The following is an 18,982-nucleotide window of genomic DNA, read 5'->3' on the forward strand; positions in this document are numbered from 1 at the left end:
TTTCTGATTTAAAGCGTGGTGGTTATAGTGTATTGACTGCATCATTAATCTATGATGGGTGCAAGGGGATAGATCATTATTCATTTTGCTTTCGCAAGGCCAGAATTTTTCTATCTACCAGTTTTCTAAACCAGAGCCCTTGTAGATAATGAAATTTTCTGGCTATTTTATTATCGAGGATGCCGAATTGGAATACCATGCGGTAACCATAGTACAAATAAGGGCGCAATCCCAGTGGCAGTTTCCACCAAAGTCTTTTTAACCAGGCTTTTTTTTCATCAGGATTGCCCCAGATACTTGGTTTTAATGTTTGGGTCCGTAGCTTTTGCATCCGCTCTATTTCTTCCTGGGCAATCAGGTCGCTATATTTTTCATGTTTTTTAAACCAGAAATCGATATTATTCTCTTTAAGATTTTCTTCCAATAAGTGCCCTTTCTTCCAGATGATGGTTTTGCCTGGTACGATAAAGCGGTGATCCATATTCTCATTTAAATCTGAATAACCAATTCCGGTTCTGAACATTTTCAATAAATAAATAGGGTAGTACCCCCCATAGCGGATCCAGCTGCCTTGGAAATAGTTTTTCCGGTTAAAATAAATTCCGTTTATACCTTCGAAATCTGTGTGCCTAAATTTTTGAAGTTGATCGAAAAGTTCTGGCGTTATCACCTGATCTGCATCCAGTCCGATTGTCCAAGGTGTTTTAATATTAAAATTTTTCAGTGCAAAATCCCATTGTTTGGGATGATTGATAAAGGCATTGTTTTTTATTTCTGCACCATATGTTTCGGCAATGTTTAACGTTTCATCACTACTTCCGCTATCCAAAATAAAGATATCGGCCTGTAGATCTTTGATGGAGGCTAACAAACGGGGAAGATGAACTTCTTCGTTAAAAGTTAGAATGATAAAGCTGAATTCCTGGTTCATTAAGCCAATCTTCTATATAACTCCAGGTATCGTTTAGCCAAAGCTTTATCGTTAAAGTCTCTCCTGATAACTTCAGGTGCAGCTTGTTTCATCTTTTCTCTTACTTTTTGGGCATGATAAGCGTTTATTAATTTTTCTTTAATATCGCTCACTTCCAATGTGCATACCCAGCCCAATTGCTGTTCGCGCACATAATCTGATAAACCCACTCGATCAGATATTAAAACAGGTGTGCCTACACTTAAACTTTCTATTACTACATTGGCAAAATTTTCGTTAAAAGACGTTAGTACCAATAAATCGTGTTTGGCTATCAAGTTATACTTATCTTGGTCAGTAACTTGCCCTATCCAATTAATACGCGGGTTTAGCTTAAGGTTTTCCGCTTTTAGCTTTAAACTTTCAACATAACCTTCCTTTCCCGAACCTGCAATGCTCAGTTGCCAGTTAATATCCAGCAAGGATAAAGCGTCAAACAGCAGCTCAAGTCCTTTTTTTTCTTCAATGCGCGACAGGAAAATCAAGTGGAAAACTGTTGTATCGTTATTGTCAATGGCCAGTTGAGAACTGTTAAGCGATTCCTTTATATTAACCAGGTTTGGGATTACCGTAATGCTTTTTGGCGTAACAATTTTAAGTATATCCTGTTTCTCCTGTTCGCTGGTAGCGTGGATGTGGCAATATTGTAGCAGTTTTTTCCCGATGAGGTTATGCAACAGTTTTTTCGAGAATGAATTGCGGTTATTTTGGGTATAGGTGGTGAGCATTCCTCTGGGCGAAAGTACTACCGGTATTTTGTACCATTTGGCCATCCAGCAGCTTAAAACCGAAACCAGGTTCCACCAGGCATGAATGTGGATAATGAGTTTGGCGTTTGGCGTTTGGCGCATCTTTTTCAGTTCCCACAAAAGTTTAGGCGAAAAATGACTATGATCTTTAGTTAAACGTTTAAAATAAGTTACGGATGCGCCATCAACTAAAACGGGTTTGTTTATAGGTATATCCAGTTCATTTTGTCCATTTGCCGTAGTTGTTAATACCTGTACCTCATGAATCCCTAACCCCTCAACGCTAACCGTTAACTCTACCAATGCTTCGCACAGTTTGGCAACGCTTTGTATAGGGCCACCATAAATGTAAGCGGGTTTGTAGGAAGCTGTGATGTGGATGATTTTCACTTAAATTTTAATTTGTTTTAAAAATCTTTTAAGCGCAAAACGACGGATGAGTTCATAGATCAGAAGGTACATCAACAATCCACCGATGAGTTTATTCAATGCAGACTCAAACAGGTAAATCAGGATAAATAAGGGTATAATCATAGCAGTACCGATTAATTTATCAGGGCTGCTGGTCATTACGTATTTATAAACTAAACCAATGAGTAAGCCATAAACAAATAAACTAATGAACATGCCTGGCATTCCGAAATCTATATAGTTTTCCGTCATGTAACCTAAACTGATTGATGTACCTTGTTCTGTTCCGGCTACCTGCATTCCTGAATATTTTCGGGTTGTTTCAGAATCATCAATTATTTGTTTGTTCGGGAAAAAAATCCGGGGCTGAAGTACCCGGCCAATAGCATCTCCCCAAAGGCGACCATGAGTATGAGGCACCACTCTAGGTACATAATCAATTGTAGCAGAAAAAAAATCGATATAAGATAGGCGTTCGATGGTTTGTTTCAAACCAGCGTCAATGTTGCGTTGATCAACATTTTGTACCAGTTCGTTAAGTTTGGATAGTGATTCGCTAGTTGTTCTTATTGAGTTTTGTGATACCGTTCCCCCATTTAAATAATTACGATAGTCTGGCTTTACATATTGCCAGATAATAAGCATATATACAAACATCAAGCCAAGGGCTGCTAACGGAAGTATTTGTTTAAAGTTTAGGTTTTTAAAGTATACAACTGCTAAGCCGCCAAAAAGAACTAAAAAATAATCCTTGAAATTTGAGAAAAACCCCGTTAAGCTCAAGACTATTTCCAGACCTGTAATTAGAAAAAATAATTTATACTGCCTGGTAAATAAGGTACTCATCATAAAAGTGAAAAATATCATCCATTTAAAGTCAGCAAGTTTAGTAATCGGTTGCTGAAGCCCACCCGTTGAATAGGAGTAGTTCAGTATAAAGGGGTATAGTAGCGTAACAATTAGGTACACGGGTACCAGTTTTCTTGAATCGTACCTTAAAGCAATCTCCGAATAGCTGGTTTTTTCTACTTTGTAATTTTTAATAATGAAATGAATACCTGCGGTAACCGACAAAATTCCAAATAGACTTACATAATAGGTTTTTTCAATGTTCTTGTAATTGTCAAATACTTCTGTAAAATCCAGCTGCATAAAATTAGCATAGAATATTTTAACGGTAACTGATAGCCATTGTAGACAGAAAGCCATAAACAAAAAGGGACTTTCATCGACCTTCCATAGCAATTTAAACAGGAGGAATGGCAATAGTATAGCACAACTAGTAGCTAGCGGATTGTAGCTGGTAGCAGCATAAATGAGCAATAAAAACATTAATATAATCCCAGCTTTCCCTATTTCTTTAAAATTATCCATCTATCTGTCTAAAACATTAATGTAAAACTTATTATCTAGCTTGATTGCCCTAAGTGCCCTAACAATCATCCATCTTAATAACAGCCCGAAAATACTGGTTTCAGTTTTCAATAGATGAACCAATTTCCAGCTTTCGCTAAATTCTTTAACAAACAGCAGATATAGCAAGTCGTTAAAGTAGGTAGGCTGTGTTTTCCACCGCCAAAAAAGTTTTGCTTTTTTAAATTCATTTTCGTCACTTCTGAGCAATGAAACAATTGCCTTTTGGATAGGGATATCTTCTTCAATTCTTAAAGCTATACTTTTAAAACTTCTACTAAGCTGGCCACTATGTAAGCGCAAATAAGTTAGTTTTTCTGTAATTCTGCCGATACTTCCCCGGGCCGCCAATTTAGTCCATAAATCGAAATCGGCACTTAAGACTAATTGTTCGTTAAACAGACCAACGGCATAAGCATGATTACGGTTTATGGTTACATTCGAAATATTTCCCGGTATGCATCCCCACTTTGACGAGATTTTAGCATAAAGTTTGGTGTCGATTAATGCTGGAGTCCCATCGATTTTTTCAAAAGGCTTTATAATCCCTTTTTCATTAATATATTCCACGTTGTGATAACTCATGGTAAGATCTGGGTATAGTTGATGAAAAGAGATACATTTTTCAAGGCAATCAGGCATCATCACATCGTCCTGTGCCCATAAATGGATCAGCGGCCCATTGCTAATCCTGATTAGCTTATTTAATGTTTTAAAAAGGCCTAGATTTTGGTCATTCTTAAAGATTTTTACTCTATTATCGGTAATCGTTAGTTGTTTTAAATATAAAAAACTTTCGTCTGTTGAGGCATCGTCACAAATAAGCACTTCGTAATTGGATATGGTTTGGTTTAAAATGGAAGAGATAGTCTCTTCTAAATAGACTATTCCATTATAAACAGGTAGTACGATAGAAATCTGCGGGATTATTTGCATTCCAATTCAAAGATAAGTTCGGAGCCGAATAAATCTGGAGACAATAGATATAGGAAATTATTGGTGAAATTTATTGCTTTTAATCCAATTCTTCGTATCAGACTGTATAAAGGAGGTAAACCGTTTACAGTAGATAACTTGATATTGAAATTATAACTCTCGAATAGATGTTTAGCCGATTTGGTCGTATACCACCGTAAGTGGGTATAATCCATAATGCCATCATTCGCGTATTCAAATTTACCGAATAAAAGCTTAGTCCTGGTTTTGTAATACATAATATTGGGTAAGGCGATGAGGACGGTTGCCTTATTTTTTTTAGCCAGGGTATAGATATCAGCTAAAAGCTTTTCTGGAAATGCAATATGTTCTAAAACGTGTGAGCATAATATATAACTATACTCATTTTCTTTGACTTCGCTTGGCAGCCCACTTTCTAGGTTGAAGTTATAGGTATGTCTGCAGTATTTAGCAGCAAGTCTAATTTCATCTAATGAAATAGTAATACCATCAACAGTATGCCCACTTTGTTTCAATAATCGTGCATTATCTCCTGCTCCACAGCCTAAATCTAATATTAAACCAGGTGATTTTTTGATTAATTTAATAATGCCCAGGTTACCGTCGTTGGTATATGTTTTATCGGATACTTGCATAAAGTTGCTGGATAAATTTTTGTGATTGTTTTTCAAAAGACCAGGATGCAATAATTTCTGAGGAATTTTGGCCTAGTTTTTTTAGTTTTTCTTTATCATTTAGTAAAAGAAGTTTCTCTTTGAGGTCGTCTATTTTTTCCGATTTAAATATAAAACCGTTGTAATTTTCCTTCACTAAATCTTGCCAACAACCTACTTTATTTGAAACTAAAACTGCTTTTTTAGCAGCCATAGCCTCATTTACCGATAGCCCCCAGGTTTCATTGGGTCCTTTAGAGGGTAAACAGAATAAATCACAGGCTTGGTAAACTACTGGCATAAAGCTTTGATTCTGAAAATCGAGAAAATGTATTCGTTTAAAGTTTTGGTCATTTTGGGCCGTTTTTTTTAAAAAATCTTCTAAATGACCATTGCCAACAAATAAAAGGTGCATTGTTGAGATATTAAGTTCAAGAAAAGCGTTTAACAATAATGCTGGATCTTTTTTCTCTTCTAATTTTCCTGCAAAAAGAATCAATACATCATGAGTTTCAATCTCCAGTTTAGTCCTTAAGGTTAGCGCTTCGCTATTACGGTCTTTACCAAACCGATCATTGTCTACAGCGTGAGGGCAAAAAAACAGCTCTTTCTCCTTTAAGCCAAAGTGTTTAAAATAGTCTTTATTTGCTGTGCCTACATAAAAAGCCTTATTTACCTTACTATATACCCAATTTAAAAGCATTTTTCGCGCTGTTTTTTTTAGCATCGATTGTTTATCGCTTAAATTGGAATCGCCTCTGAACCAGATCGGAATCTTTTTCTTAAAATACATCATTGCCTTAAGGTGGCTGTAATAGGCCCATCCGTAAAACAATATTGCATGAGGTGCGAAGCTTTGTATCTCGTTTATCAGGTTTGGATTAACAATGCCAGTGAAATGGTTGGGACTGGGATTTTTAGCTCTGTTATCAATAAAACTATAATTATAGCCAGATAGGAGGGGAATATCCCATTTCACATCTCGTTGAAAACCAATATCGAAATGTTGATCTGAATTCCCAAGTGTGTAAAAAACCTTTAAATCACATTGCTTTGCTAACCTTTGAAACAAAGGACTGTAATACTGTATAGGATGCGAAATAATAATGGCAAGTTTTTTATTCATTGACTATTTGATCAAAGAGGTTGCATTGTCTCTCAGTTGTTGCCTTGGCACGGTATTTTTCAAATTCTTTCCAATCTGTTTTAGGCTTCTGCATACTGTTATTCGCAACGTCCCTTAGAAAATTAAAAATGGTACTAACCGCCGATTTAAAGTTCAGAATATCTGCTACATAACCTGCCTTGCAGTCGATAATTGAAGATGAGGCACTGCTCTCAGGGTTAAACACTGCGAGAATAGGTTTTTCGATCAGAATGTACGGATATATTTTAGAAGCCGTGTAAGCAGGTTTTTTATGTCCAGGGATGAATAGTGCATCTGCACACTGTAGATTAAAAATACTTTCATAAAAAGAAATGCGGTCAGTCTGCTCGGTTACGTATTTACCCACACCTAATTTTTCTGCTACACTATATAATGTTTTGGTACCACTGCCCAGTGGGGCATAACTTGTTCCGATAAAGTGAAATCTTATTTTTTCAAAAAGGTCATTTTCTTTTTTTAAGCCGATCTTAAAACCTTTCAATAAAAGCATAACCGCCCATTGCATATCAAAGCCTCCTCTGCCAACATATACAATGTGTTTATGTTCGGGATTAAGATCGTATGATGGCTTTAACTGTTCTTTAGAGTTCTCAGCAATTTCCAGGTCTTTTCTAAAAGCACCGAAAGTGATGGTGGCCGAAGGGATATCCCTTAAATGTGGATACCTAGTAGTAAGATCGTCAAGGTAAGCATCTGAAACGGACATTAGCCCATCAACAGATTTCATTGCGATTGGTTCCAGGTACTTATCCAACCTGTAAGAAAACCAATATTTTTTTGGTCGTTTGTGCTTGGGTTTATCTTCATAATAGTTCGTAAACCAAGGATCTTGAATATCTATAATAAAGGGAATTCCGAATTTTTTCTTCCAATATGGCCCTAAAATACAAACAGGAAATTGGGTAGTCGAAAAGAAGATAAGATCAAAGTGCTTACTTTTTAGAAGCTTATCTACATACTTTCTATAATGCCAAAGAGATCTTAATGCAATACTTCCCAAACCGATTTTTATTGTCCAGTTTTTTGGAAGTGCGTCTACATGATGGATCTTGATATTTTTAGGGATAGACTGATTTAATAAATAATCGAAAACAGCATCAGTATATTTTTCCTTAACAGCAACTACTTCTGCTTCCCAACCAAAATCTTCGTAAAAAGGTAAGCTCATCCTTACCCTTTGCATATCTGCTGCATTTGAGGGGGCAAAATACGGTGATATGATCAGTACTTTTTTTTTATGCATTTCATTATTTAAATATCTTCGAGAAAAATGATGGATATGGACCTCTAATTAAATGTAATCCATATGCATTCCTGATATTTTTTTTATTTTGGTTTGCAAAAGGTAGAAGTAAGCTCACATAATACTTTAATCTAAATAAACGGTTGCTTTTCCATTTGTCCCATCCCTTACCATTTATAAAATATTCGAGTATGGGTTGGTAGTTCCATCTGGAATCGAGTTTGTAAATTTTATTTTTAGTAAATAGTACATCATTTAATATTCCTTGGTCGAACGGTCCCCAAATTTTATGGTCACTGTCGTCTTCCGCTCCGTAGGGGTATATGCCTTTTTCGTAAGCAAGATCTAAAAGTGGCTGAGCTTGTTTATCGAAAACCAAAAATCCGGTGTTTGCGGTCCATTTTACATGTGCAGCATTTGTATGCCGTTGTTCTGCATCCATGCAGGCACCAACAAATCCACTCGGAACCTCTTCCATCGCAGGCGCTCTTTCGCTGAAAAGCAAATCATCATCAACAATAATATACCTTTTAAACTGAGGCAATATCTGATGTACCTGTAGCTTATTGAAATGGGGCGGTCTATCAAGTGGGTTGTAAGGTTTTTTTAAAAGTATACTGCTGTAACCATGTTTGGCGGCCCATGCGCTGAGTCGCGGAAAAGTATATGAACTTAAATGCTCGCGGTTTCCTATTGATACCATAACAGCTATCGTATCATGTGCTTCAATCATAATTTAAGATTTGACTTTAAAGTATCAAGGAATTTAATCTTCTCTAAATCCCAGTTGAAAAGGTTTTCGCCTAACCAAATGTTATATTCCTTTGCTTTAACCAGCATTTCGGGAAAAAGTTGATAGTTTTTTAGTAGGTTGGATAGAGAATGTATATCGCTATTCTGATATAAACCTCCCATGTTGGGATGTTGCCTAAACAAATCTGCCTGTGCGGAGGTGTCGCTTACTGCTACAGCCAATCCGGCCTGGATATAGGTAAAGATTTTATTGGTTAAACAGATATTTCTATTTAAGGGAACACTAAGTTCAGCTGCAATACCAATATCAAAATTGGCGGCCATTTCAAATATTTTGTCAGGAAACACAGGGTCATAAAAAATCAGATTTTCTTTTTTTAAACCTTTATTTAAGAGAAACTGTTCAATCTCCACTTTCATTTTTAGGCTAACATCTCCTAAAAGGTGCAATACGGGCGATTTATCTTCCAATAGCGATATGGCCTCTATAATATTTTCTAGACCTCTACCTGTACCAATAGTTTGTGAAAACCAAAAGAGCTGGAGTGCCCTGCGTTTTTCCTCTGTTTTCTTTTTGAATTGCTGTTTCGGAAAAACATTTAAGATTGTTATAAATTTCTTTAAATATATTTTCTCGTATGCTTTTCCGATTAAAGTGCTCGCAGAGGTTAAATGGCTGGCAAGAGGCATGTACTGGTTTTCGATATGTACTAAACTTTCTCTTTCCGCGTTGCTAAGTCCTTCCTCCCTATGGAAGTCTTCGGCGTCAAATCCAAACCTGACATTCTTCTTTCGTGCTGCATCAGCGGCTATTGCCAACGCACCAGAGTTGTGCGCAATGTAAAGGTCTGCCTCTATTTTAAGTGCCTGCCGATATTGCCAAAGGTAGTGCCTGTTAAGCATTATTTTATGTAATGTCGTACACTTGGTAAATGCTTTGAGTAAGCCTTGCGATAATTTTTGGATAACACCGGAAGAAATACGGAGTAAGTTTTTTTTCTTCACCCAACTTAAGCGGTTATAGGTTAAGCTCGGATATTTTAAGAGGAGCTGTTCATCATCTGTTAAAAGATAATCCATATACTGGGTAAAAATTACATGCACCATATAACCGGCCTCTAATAATGCCTCAGCCTCCTTCATTAGCCGCGGATTTGTAGCGATATGACCAGGGGTAATTAGGCAAATTCTTATATTTCCGTTTTCCTGATTATACATGTTGGCTTTTAAAAAAAGAGGTAGCTCGCTCTAAATTAAATTATAGTGAATTAATAAAGTAAGCAAGCTTTTCGCCATATTGATCCCATGTAAATAACGCAGATCTGACGATGGCATTCTTCGCCATTACATTTAGTAAAGGCCTATCAAGGTAAAGATTTTCAATTTTGTCGGCTATTGCCTGCTCATTTTTTATCGAAACGATAAAACCTTCCTTCCCATCTTCTATAATAGCATCGGCACCTGCATTAGGAGTACTGATAATGGGGAGGCCACAGGCCATTGCTTCCAATTGTACCAAAGCCAGGCCTTCGTCTAAACTGGGCAGTACAAACACGGAGGCTTTATTATAATAATTTATCAACTCTTGATGAGGGATGTAGTCATAATGGGTAAATAGATGTTTATACTGATTATAATAAGGCAAAAATTGATCTTCGACTTTGCCCACTAAAATACATTTAATTTTATACTGTTTTTCTAATAGCTGTAGTGCCTCAAACAAATAAAAATGACCTTTTCTCACTCCAACAGTTCCTACACAGATTACAATAAATTCATCTTTATTGAGGTACTGTGGTTTAAATAAGCCTTTATTCACCCCATATGGAATGAGGACACATTTTGATTCGTCAATCCCGTTTTTAACAAAAGATCGGATTACATGTGCAGAAGGACAGAGCAGATAATCAGCTATTTCTGCTTCAGCAAGCTGTCTTTTAACGATGAAATCGGGGGTAGGGTTCTTAAAGATTAAACCCAGGCTTCTGTATTCTTCCTCTAACAGTTTATTTTGATACTTATTACAGGAACCACATTCTTCTACCAAGGCTATTCCCCCATTTTTTTTATGGTTTTAATTGACTCGAGCGCAGACCAGGCCCACGCTAAAATGATGCTGCTTTTTTTAAGATTTTTTGCCGCAAGCTTATCGAACAAGAGCGGCATATGGTTATCTAGCCATTTAACTAGGAAATTGGAACCAGAAAAAATCCTAGATAGAAGATAGGCAGGGACAAAAATAGGTGCTAAAAATTTAATCCTGTTTTTTTGAATAGCAACCCTGTTAAGATATTTTTTACTTGGGTGGGATGTAATAACCTTTTCTAATAAATGATGTTTCTGTAACTGAGAGGCAGTATAATCAGAATGAAATTTAGTACCGCAGGTAACAGTAACTTTTTTATTTACTTGCTTATCCATTTTGGTTGATCCGATCTGTATATAGGTTAATATATTGCTGGATAATTACTTCTGATGAAAACCTTTGCTCTGCATCTTTTCTCACATCCATTCTACTAATCTCATGTATTTTTTTTACGTAATCGATCATTTGGTCACAATTGGTACACTGATAACCATTTTTTCCATTTATGATGATTTCGGGCACTGACCCACGGTTGAAACCAATTACAGGTGTACCACAAGCCATTGCTTCTGCCATCACTATCCCAAAAGGCTCATCCCATTCTATGGGCATTAAAAAAACTAATGCTGTACCCAGTAATTTATTTTTTTCGACATCATTTACTGCACCTATATACTTTATCTCAGTATTAAGTTTGGGTTTGATTATCTCCTTAAAATAGTGCTGATGCTCATCGGGAATATTGCCGGCAATAATTAGTTTTTTTCCCGTTCTTATCGCAACCTCAATAGCGGTATGAGGGCCTTTAATGGGCTCTATACGGCCGAGAAATACCAATGGGGCATCTTGAGAAACATGTTCTTGAAAATGATAAGATGAGAGGTTAACTCCATTAAAGATAGCCAAAGAGGGGGCATATGGCATAATTTGACGGCTAATATATTCACTACAGCCTGTAAAAAACATGGTGTTTAGTTTAGCAAAGTTCATTGCATTTTTAATTGAAGACTGGGTTGGCTCTCGTTGATAGCTCATAATCTTCGGCAGTTTAAACGGTAGTTGGGGAAAAAGATAAATTAACCGCCCAAAACTATGAACAACATCATATCGATTTCTAAATAATTCCCTATTAATCAATACCAGGTTTTTGAGTACATCTACCTTATTGGTACTTTTTTTACCCGTGTAAGCAAATAATTTTGCATCGGTCTGAGAATCAGGATGAGCAAACAAGCTCACTTCATAGCCTAAAGAAATATAACCTTCTATGAGCATAAATATAATCCTTTCTATACCGCCGTACAAAGTTGGAGGTACCGGAAGTTCAGGATCGGCAATTAAAGCAATTTTTAATTTCTTTTTCATGAAATCTTTAGGCAGGATTTAATCCACTTTGTTGGCTTCCAGCCAAATAATGATACCAGAAGTTTGGTTTTTCCCCTGCCGGAAATTTATAGTCTGAACCTCCAAGACTATCAATCAATCGATTAGATTGTTGGTAGAGGATCATTGCCTTTGGGTAAAAATGATAACTCCAATACTTTAGAACATTAGCACAAATACGTTTTGTCCTATCCGAATTTTCGAACCTTATTATATGTTCTACCCCCAGTTTAGCTGATAAAAAAGCCGATTCTAAAGCTGTATTTGTTTTTTGATTGGAAAGTGAATTACTTAGGCCAGAACGATAATATAAAATTGCATTTTCAGTGAACATAATTTTTTTACTGGTTAGTAAAACTCTTATAAAGAAATCAAAATCATTGATAAGTGATAAGCGTTCATCCCAAAGACCTGATTTTGAAAGGATATTTCTCGGGATGAGCCATAATCCGCATTGCATCATATTTGGTCCTTGCGCCAACGACTCTACCAGCCAGTCAATTGGAATCATATCACGCCAAACACTTTCTTTATTTAAAGCAAATGTACTCATATCGTCGTTGTAAAACCTTCCCCACGCACTAGAAGCAATGGTATCTTTAGTCCCTTCTAGTGCTTTTACCTGATTCTCTATGAAGTTGGCAGATAACAAATCATCGGCATCCAAAAATTTAATATATTCTCCTTTAGAAAGTTTAAAAGCTGTATTTGCGGCAGCACACTGGCCGTTATTTGTTTGATTAATGACATGCAGTTTGTCCCACTGATAGGCCTTAAGTAAATCTAAGGTTTTATCGGTTGAGCCATCATTTACTACAATTACCTCTATGTCTTTATAGCTTTGGTTTGAAAGCGAATCCAATGCTGCTACAATATATTTCTCGGCGTTATATGCTGGTATGCAAACCGATACTAATGGTGCTATTCCCATTATTGATGATCAAATTTCTTTTTTAATTTTTCATAAAGGCATAAAAGGTTCATCTTTTCAAACTTATTAATGCGATAAGTATTCCACATTTCGTGACATAGATGTATTGCTTTAGTATTTTTTGTGATGAAATAGCCCCTGCTCTCGTATAGGAAAGGCATTAATTTTCTGACGATTAATTTAAAGTGAAACACTTTGTCGAATTTTTTATATGCAATTATCTTGTTCACCCAACGCCAGGAAATGGGATTTACAACATCGTAATCTAAAATTTCTACATTTAAAATTTCAGCACATTTTTGGACAATAAAGGGACCGAATTCACAGTAATCAATTTCACCGCCATTTGTAATGAATTTATCTAATCTTAAGCGGGCTTCATTAACGAGGTATGAAGAAACTTGTGAAGCTTGGTTTAATTTCATTAGACAACCATTAGCTTCAATCCCCTTATTATACTCAAAGGTTGAGCAGAAGAACTCATCCTTATCGATCTTATATATATTTTCTGTGAATATAATATCCGTATCAGAATAAATTCCACCAATCTGGTGCAACAATTGATACCGGAAAAGATCGCTGATATTAGGGATAGGTAACTTAAGGTTATGGACATAATAATCTACTGTTTCTTTTGTCATCAGGGCATTTGCATCTTTGATAATTACGCCATTTGGAACATCTTCAATATCCTCGTAGCACCATAAAATAGGTGTCATCCCATTCTGTAAACAAGATTTACAGCAAAGTATTTCAATGGGTGAAAGTTTTTGTCCGATCCAGAATAGATGGATAGGGTTTAAATGAATTTCTTCCATGCGGTATTGAAATAGTAACTTTTTGAAAGGTCTACGTAGTGATGCAGTTTAACCTTACCTGAACAAGGTAATAACCCCGTGGGATTAACAATGTATTCGTTTTTATTCAAAACAATTGGATTCTGATTAGCAATAAGCATTGCAGAGAGGGCCTGCTCTAAGAAGTATGATTCCTGCTCTGTTTCTTCAAGGGTTTTACTCCAATATTCTAAATCATCCCAGTTAATGGTATTTGACTGTATACCAAATACACCTACATTCAACTGCTCGGGAATCTGGTGGCCACAAAGTGATGCCATCAAATCCCTGTTAAAGCCATAAGATTCAACTTTGTCCAACATATAGATACATCCAGCCGGATTTTTTAGCCAGCTGATCATTTCTGATGGATGGTTCCAAAAGAGCATATCAGAATCTATAACCAACTTATAATTGTTTTCAGGTAGTGTATGTATATCAGTTAATTTTTTAATATGGGGATAAACTTTTCTTTTGTGATGAAGATAAGGATATTTCTCTTCGGGCAAGTCTCGCAAAAGGTTTTGTATTATCTCATTTTTAAGTACCAGTTTTACACCCGGCATTTGTTGATAAATCCGATTTACGAGTGCCTCATGAAAGCTCCCATCGTCTACCAATATAAACTGAAATCTTATATCAGTTACACTCAACAATGAATAAGCGCAGAATAAGGTTTGATAGATGTATTCCTGTCCGGTTAGGAAATAGATTTCAAAACCGTTTACCTGTGAGACAATAGGAGGTAAAGAATAACTTGCCTTGACCATCTGTCGTTTATTTCTCAACATCTTCATATATTTTTTAGGGCCGCCAAACCGCATTATTTTATTCCAGTTGGACCTTGGATATCGATAAAAGCGATTAATAAGTATTTGAATGACCTTTATTCTTTTAAAGATTTTGATAACCTTTTCCAATCCTACAATTGTTTGAAGATTTAATTTATTAACAGTTCTTCAAAATCGCTTTGTAATTTGAGCGGATTGAATATTGAGTTTTTGAAGTATTCGACCTGATCAAAAACCATTTGATCGATGTGACTCCGATAGATAAGCTTTTCAATGTTTTTATTGTCGTAATTTTCGGAGTAGAGAATCCAATTGTTTTCTATACACCATTTCCCAATTGCGGATTTTTTTGGGGCAATTATAATTGAAGGTATACCCAACAAGCAATATTGAATAAACTTGCTCGGAAAACAAGTTCTAATCCAAGGCATCTGGTCTATATTTTCAGGATAAGCAATAACACATGTTCGGCAGTTGTTAATTAAGTATTCGTTTGATTCATTAGAGGTTGGGAATAGCGGGATGCATTGGACATTATTATATTTTTCTTGAAGATAGGCTGATTTGTTATTGTTACCAATCAGGTCAAAATCGATCTTTAAGGTTTCTAAAATACTTATTAACTTATCCAAAGAAAAAATAATTTCGTCATATATTGTGCCTGAGTATCCAACTTTTGTCGGTGAACTTTTCAAATGTACTGTACAATCAAATGAACCTGGAATTGGATATAACAAATAAAATTTATTTTTAAATTGTGGCCAGTTCTCTTTAAATGAGTCAGATGCGACAAGTACTTTGTCGCTTTTGGATAAAATTTTAATTGTATTAATGCCTATTGAATCTGAATCAGAACGATTGATTTCATTTGGATCATCGTGTAAAAAACTTATTAATTGAAGATGTGTTTTTTTTTTAATGAAAGCACTGAATGCAAGAAGGAAATTACCGTGCACATAACCAATTATTTTATCGATTTTATATTTCCTTAATATCGAGCGTACGTATAATAAATAGTAAATATAGAATCTTATATTTTGGAGAATCCCAAACGGTTTAAAAGGCAGATAAAACCATTTTCGATTGGGGACAATATGGATCGAAAATTCAGAAGATAAATCTTTGTTACGATTATTATATGAATTTTGATCTGTTAGTATGTGTACACTGTGACCTTTTTTAACAAGTTCAGAAAAATGTCTATAAAAAACTATCTCACTAGCATAAGTATCAGTTGGTAAAATTTCGGAAATAAAAAGGAAATTCATTACTGGGAATAATCATTATTAACTTTAGTTGGAATATATCGGCTCCAAAACTCTAGATCATATTTTTCCCAGGCATGACAACCGATAGGTAACTGAGCGTTATTCATTTCGAAAAGAATTGAAGGATTTACTTCGAAACTAAACCTTAATGCATCATTAGGCTTTGCCAGTTTAAATCTGAATAGCTTTGGAACGATGACAGACCAGTATACATCTTCATGAATGAAATCAGCACTTAAAAAAGAAAAAAAATATACATTTTTCCCTTTATGATTCCATATGTTGTCTAACAATTTTAAAAACAAAGTAAATCTTAAAACTTTATGAAGATATAATTTGCTATATAGGGACCAGTAAGGCATAATTTTATCTCTCCACGCCAATATCTCCCTACATTTTTTAATATTTCTAATAGAAAAACCTGAATTGCCGATCCCAACAATCTTATCAGTATATATTCCATGATTGTTTTTGAACCATGGTGCACCAATATAATCATAATTTAAAGCATTAGCTTTTTCCCATTCTATTGAGAAAATAAATGAGTCTAACTCGTACGTTAGCAAAAAATCGTACTCTTTAAATAATTCGTAAAACGAACGTGAACATTTCATCCTATTATAATCTTCAATACTACTAAGCCAACTGCGATTTACTGGTTTTAATTGAATTTGAGGATAAATCTTCAGGTATTCAGAAACGTCCAATTGTTCAGGAAAAACTAAGAATACATCATATGTTGACAAGATATATTTGCACTGTTTAAGGGAAATAAGCTCATTAATGGTAAGCGTTTTTTTATGGATTGGAACGACAACACATAATTTATTCATTACTTATCTAGAAAAGGTTGAAGTGCTAAGGCTAAACGTCTGATAATTTTTTTTAAGATATTTTTTTTTTCGTTTGAGCTCTTTTGATTGAATTTATTTGAATAAAATATTTGGAGATTTGATATGTTTTCGATATCATTTTTTAATAACAGGAATCTATAATCTTTAAACAATTCAAGAAGATCTTTTCTGCTATTGAAATCGTATCTTGTTTGGTATGAGCATATTACATCAGGATTTGTATAATTATAGCTGCTGAAATGAAAAAATCTTAATGGAAATCTGTCATTTACAATGTATTTTCCATTGACTAATGTTAAATGACGCTCATGGAGATTCCAGTTTGCCATATTATAGCCAGGGTGTTTTAAAATGAGATGGTTATCGTAAAAAACAGGTACATAATTGACCCAAAGCTGGTCATAGAACATACTTTTCGAAAAGTCGGCAAACCCGTATTTCATGACCCTATTCTCCCACCAGTTTAAAAAATTATTAATTTTAGAATAATTAGAAAGAGCAATAAAACCTAAATTAAAAACCCCACCTCTTATGGTATGATAATCTGTAGGAGCAAATTCGTCGTCAATAGGGGTTAAAATATGAGGTGTTATAATAATATTATGGTGAACTAATGCATCTATCACCTCCACTAATCTACTTAGTACCAGAATATCTGGATCGATATAAATGATATTGTTTGCCCCTGTTGTTTCGAATAAATATTTAAAGTATGAAGGTTTAACGGAGGTGTTTAGTTCTATAATGTTATATTTTAACACAAGATCATTTAGCTCTGGAAGTTTCAACTTAACCAATGGAATAATTTCAAATGTCGAAAACAATGAATAATCCATATTGGTATCATACTCATCCACTAAACCTATAACAAACTTAAAGTCTGAGTGGAATTCCAGAAATGAATCACCCAATGTTTTTGCATGGGCTAAATAATTGTTTGAGCAAAGTGTAAACGCTATTTTCACGCAGTTTATTTGATCTTTAATAAAGATTTAACATACAATGCAAAATACTTGACTGAACTTCTAAAGGGATTAGAACGGTCTGATTTATACATCTTACCATATGAATATTCTTGATTAAGTAATTTAAACATGTCCATATAATGCTTCTTTACAATATATTGATAGTTTAAATTTTCCTTGTCAGTTTCTTGCACATTGGCCAGCATTGAATTTGAAACGATTCTATAATAGTACATGTCTTTATTTATATAATTAAAACGGAAGTTTTTAATAAAGGCATGTATCCAAAATTCCCAATCTTCGTTGCCATTAAATGGCATTTGATCATCGTATCCTCCCAATTGGTACCACACTTCCTTTTTAAATATTGCACATGCATCAATATAGTTACCGAAAAAAAGCTCTATCCCATCAAATTCTTTCACTTTGAATTTCCTACTTTCTATTTCTTCTCCAAAGTATATCGGATTGCCATAAACAATATCACAAATGTCTTGATCGAGGAGTTCAAGTGCCTTATAAAGATGTTTGGTGTAGATCTTGTTATCTGCGTCCAATGGCAGAATATATTTTCCCTTGGCTTTTGCTATCCCTCTATTTCGGGTAAACCCTAGTCCTCTATTTTGGTGATTAATTACTGTATGTCCCGCATTCTTTAAAGATTCTAACTTATTTTTAGTATAACTTTCTGTTGAGCCATCATCTACAATAATGATTTCAATACCATCATCTTCTAATAGCAATACGCTATCTATAGCCTCTTGAATAAAATGGCCATGGTTAAAGCATGGAATTACGACAGAAAGCTTCATCTATTTTTTCGATACAATAACATAGTTCATAGTATTAGAATAATCTTTGGATTTTATATCCAATTTCAAAAATAGGCGGTTAATAGTCTTTATTCCACCTATTAGTCTTAGCATAGTTCTTGCTATTTTACCTTTTATTCCCTTTATATGGTATATATCAGGATAAATTGCATATAAAATAGCTTGACCTACCAACGCCCATTTTCCGCCATTAGATTTGATTTCCAAAACTTCAAATCCTGCTTTCTGCAAAATGTATTGAAACCCATATTTGGTAAATCTAAAAAAGTCATAAGGCTCTTCATGTAACGGCCAATAAAGAGGACCACTGAGAATAAAGATGCCATTTGGTTTAAGAAGCCTGAATGCCTCATTAACCAATCCTTGATGATCCTCGACATGTTCAATGGTTTGGGTTGAAATAACTATGTCGTAAAGACTGTTTTGAAAGGGAATTGCATTGGCCTGACATAAATAGTCTACTTTATTATCACTAGATTGAATGATGTCAACACCGGTGTAGCTGGTGATTTTACCTTTGAGCTGTTTTTCATAAGGCTTGTTTCCACATCCGATATCTAAAAGTTTACCATGCGCGTATTTTTCGAAAGCTCCAAATAAATCTTCATGATAGGAGTAATAGTGTAAGTAGTTTATATCGTTAATATCAACACTGGCAGAATTTAATCTGTTTAAGTTCTTGGCCCTCATTGTTTATTTTTATTACTGCTATTTATAA

At 35.0% G+C, this 18,982-nt stretch carries 20 protein-coding genes; all 20 read right to left on the minus strand.

Annotated elements, in window-relative coordinates:
- Positions 1–76 precede the first annotated feature (76 nt).
- Positions 77–931, minus strand: a complete 855-nt coding sequence (locus H9N25_RS02030; protein WP_190327778.1) for a glycosyltransferase family 2 protein — start codon at positions 929–931, stop codon at positions 77–79.
- Positions 931–2,109, minus strand: coding sequence for an XrtY-associated glycosyltransferase XYAG1 (locus H9N25_RS02035; protein WP_190327779.1), 1,179 nt, complete (start codon positions 2,107–2,109; stop codon positions 931–933). The genes H9N25_RS02030 and H9N25_RS02035 overlap by 1 nt, the downstream gene beginning before the upstream one ends.
- Entirely contained in the window at positions 2,110–3,504 is a 1,395-nt protein-coding gene (locus H9N25_RS02040; RefSeq protein WP_190327780.1) for a hypothetical protein, read from the minus strand.
- Positions 3,505–4,479, minus strand: a complete 975-nt coding sequence (locus H9N25_RS02045) for a glycosyltransferase family 2 protein (RefSeq protein ID WP_190327781.1) — start codon at positions 4,477–4,479, stop codon at positions 3,505–3,507.
- Positions 4,470–5,135 carry a class I SAM-dependent methyltransferase gene (locus H9N25_RS02050; protein ID WP_190327782.1) on the minus strand — a complete coding sequence of 222 codons (666 nt, stop codon included), beginning with the start codon at positions 5,133–5,135 and terminating at the stop codon, positions 4,470–4,472. The genes H9N25_RS02045 and H9N25_RS02050 overlap by 10 nt, the downstream gene beginning before the upstream one ends.
- Positions 5,119–6,279 carry a glycosyltransferase family 4 protein gene (locus H9N25_RS02055; RefSeq protein ID WP_190327783.1) on the minus strand — a complete coding sequence of 387 codons (1,161 nt, stop codon included), beginning with the start codon at positions 6,277–6,279 and terminating at the stop codon, positions 5,119–5,121. Before H9N25_RS02055 ends, H9N25_RS02050 begins: the two co-directional genes overlap by 17 nt.
- Entirely contained in the window at positions 6,272–7,564 is a 1,293-nt protein-coding gene (locus H9N25_RS02060; RefSeq protein WP_223833547.1) for a glycosyltransferase family protein, read from the minus strand. Before H9N25_RS02060 ends, H9N25_RS02055 begins: the two co-directional genes overlap by 8 nt.
- 4 nt (positions 7,565–7,568) lie before the next feature.
- Positions 7,569–8,297: a glycosyltransferase family protein gene (locus H9N25_RS02065; protein WP_190327784.1), complete on the minus strand. Its 729-nt coding sequence runs from the start codon at positions 8,295–8,297 to the stop codon at positions 7,569–7,571.
- Positions 8,294–9,535, minus strand: a complete 1,242-nt coding sequence (locus tag H9N25_RS02070) for a glycosyltransferase family protein (RefSeq protein WP_190327785.1) — start codon at positions 9,533–9,535, stop codon at positions 8,294–8,296. Before H9N25_RS02070 ends, H9N25_RS02065 begins: the two co-directional genes overlap by 4 nt.
- 40 nt (positions 9,536–9,575) lie before the next feature.
- Positions 9,576–10,364, minus strand: a complete 789-nt coding sequence (locus tag H9N25_RS02075; protein ID WP_190327786.1) for a glycosyltransferase family 4 protein — start codon at positions 10,362–10,364, stop codon at positions 9,576–9,578.
- Between the two features lie 2 nt (positions 10,365–10,366).
- Positions 10,367–10,738 carry a hypothetical protein gene (locus H9N25_RS02080; RefSeq protein ID WP_190327787.1) on the minus strand — a complete coding sequence of 124 codons (372 nt, stop codon included), beginning with the start codon at positions 10,736–10,738 and terminating at the stop codon, positions 10,367–10,369.
- Positions 10,731–11,768: a glycosyltransferase family 4 protein gene (locus tag H9N25_RS02085; protein WP_190327788.1), complete on the minus strand. Its 1,038-nt coding sequence runs from the start codon at positions 11,766–11,768 to the stop codon at positions 10,731–10,733. The genes H9N25_RS02080 and H9N25_RS02085 overlap by 8 nt, the downstream gene beginning before the upstream one ends.
- A 7-nt stretch (positions 11,769–11,775) precedes the next feature.
- Positions 11,776–12,717 carry a glycosyltransferase family 2 protein gene (locus tag H9N25_RS02090; RefSeq protein WP_190327789.1) on the minus strand — a complete coding sequence of 314 codons (942 nt, stop codon included), beginning with the start codon at positions 12,715–12,717 and terminating at the stop codon, positions 11,776–11,778.
- Complete coding sequence (locus H9N25_RS02095) at positions 12,717–13,535, minus strand: glycosyltransferase (RefSeq protein ID WP_190327790.1); 819 nt, start codon at positions 13,533–13,535, stop codon at positions 12,717–12,719. The genes H9N25_RS02090 and H9N25_RS02095 overlap by 1 nt, the downstream gene beginning before the upstream one ends.
- Positions 13,517–14,344 (minus strand): glycosyl transferase, encoded by an 828-nt coding sequence (locus tag H9N25_RS02100; RefSeq protein ID WP_190327791.1) that lies wholly within the window; start codon positions 14,342–14,344, stop codon positions 13,517–13,519. Before H9N25_RS02100 ends, H9N25_RS02095 begins: the two co-directional genes overlap by 19 nt.
- Before the next feature lie 149 nt (positions 14,345–14,493).
- Positions 14,494–15,612: a glycosyltransferase gene (locus H9N25_RS02105; RefSeq protein ID WP_190327792.1), complete on the minus strand. Its 1,119-nt coding sequence runs from the start codon at positions 15,610–15,612 to the stop codon at positions 14,494–14,496.
- Positions 15,612–16,445, minus strand: coding sequence for a DUF5672 family protein (locus H9N25_RS02110; protein WP_190327793.1), 834 nt, complete (start codon positions 16,443–16,445; stop codon positions 15,612–15,614). Before H9N25_RS02110 ends, H9N25_RS02105 begins: the two co-directional genes overlap by 1 nt.
- Positions 16,445–17,431, minus strand: a complete 987-nt coding sequence (locus tag H9N25_RS02115) for a glycosyl transferase (RefSeq protein WP_190327794.1) — start codon at positions 17,429–17,431, stop codon at positions 16,445–16,447. The genes H9N25_RS02110 and H9N25_RS02115 overlap by 1 nt, the downstream gene beginning before the upstream one ends.
- 5 nt (positions 17,432–17,436) lie before the next feature.
- Positions 17,437–18,243 carry a glycosyltransferase family 2 protein gene (locus H9N25_RS02120; RefSeq protein ID WP_190327795.1) on the minus strand — a complete coding sequence of 269 codons (807 nt, stop codon included), beginning with the start codon at positions 18,241–18,243 and terminating at the stop codon, positions 17,437–17,439.
- Positions 18,244–18,954, minus strand: a complete 711-nt coding sequence (locus H9N25_RS02125) for a class I SAM-dependent methyltransferase (RefSeq protein WP_190327796.1) — start codon at positions 18,952–18,954, stop codon at positions 18,244–18,246.
- Between the last annotated feature and the right edge of the window lie 28 nt (positions 18,955–18,982).

The sequence above is a fragment of the Pedobacter riviphilus genome (assembly GCF_014692875.1).
GTDB classification, from domain to species: Bacteria; Bacteroidota; Bacteroidia; order Sphingobacteriales; family Sphingobacteriaceae; genus Pedobacter; species Pedobacter riviphilus.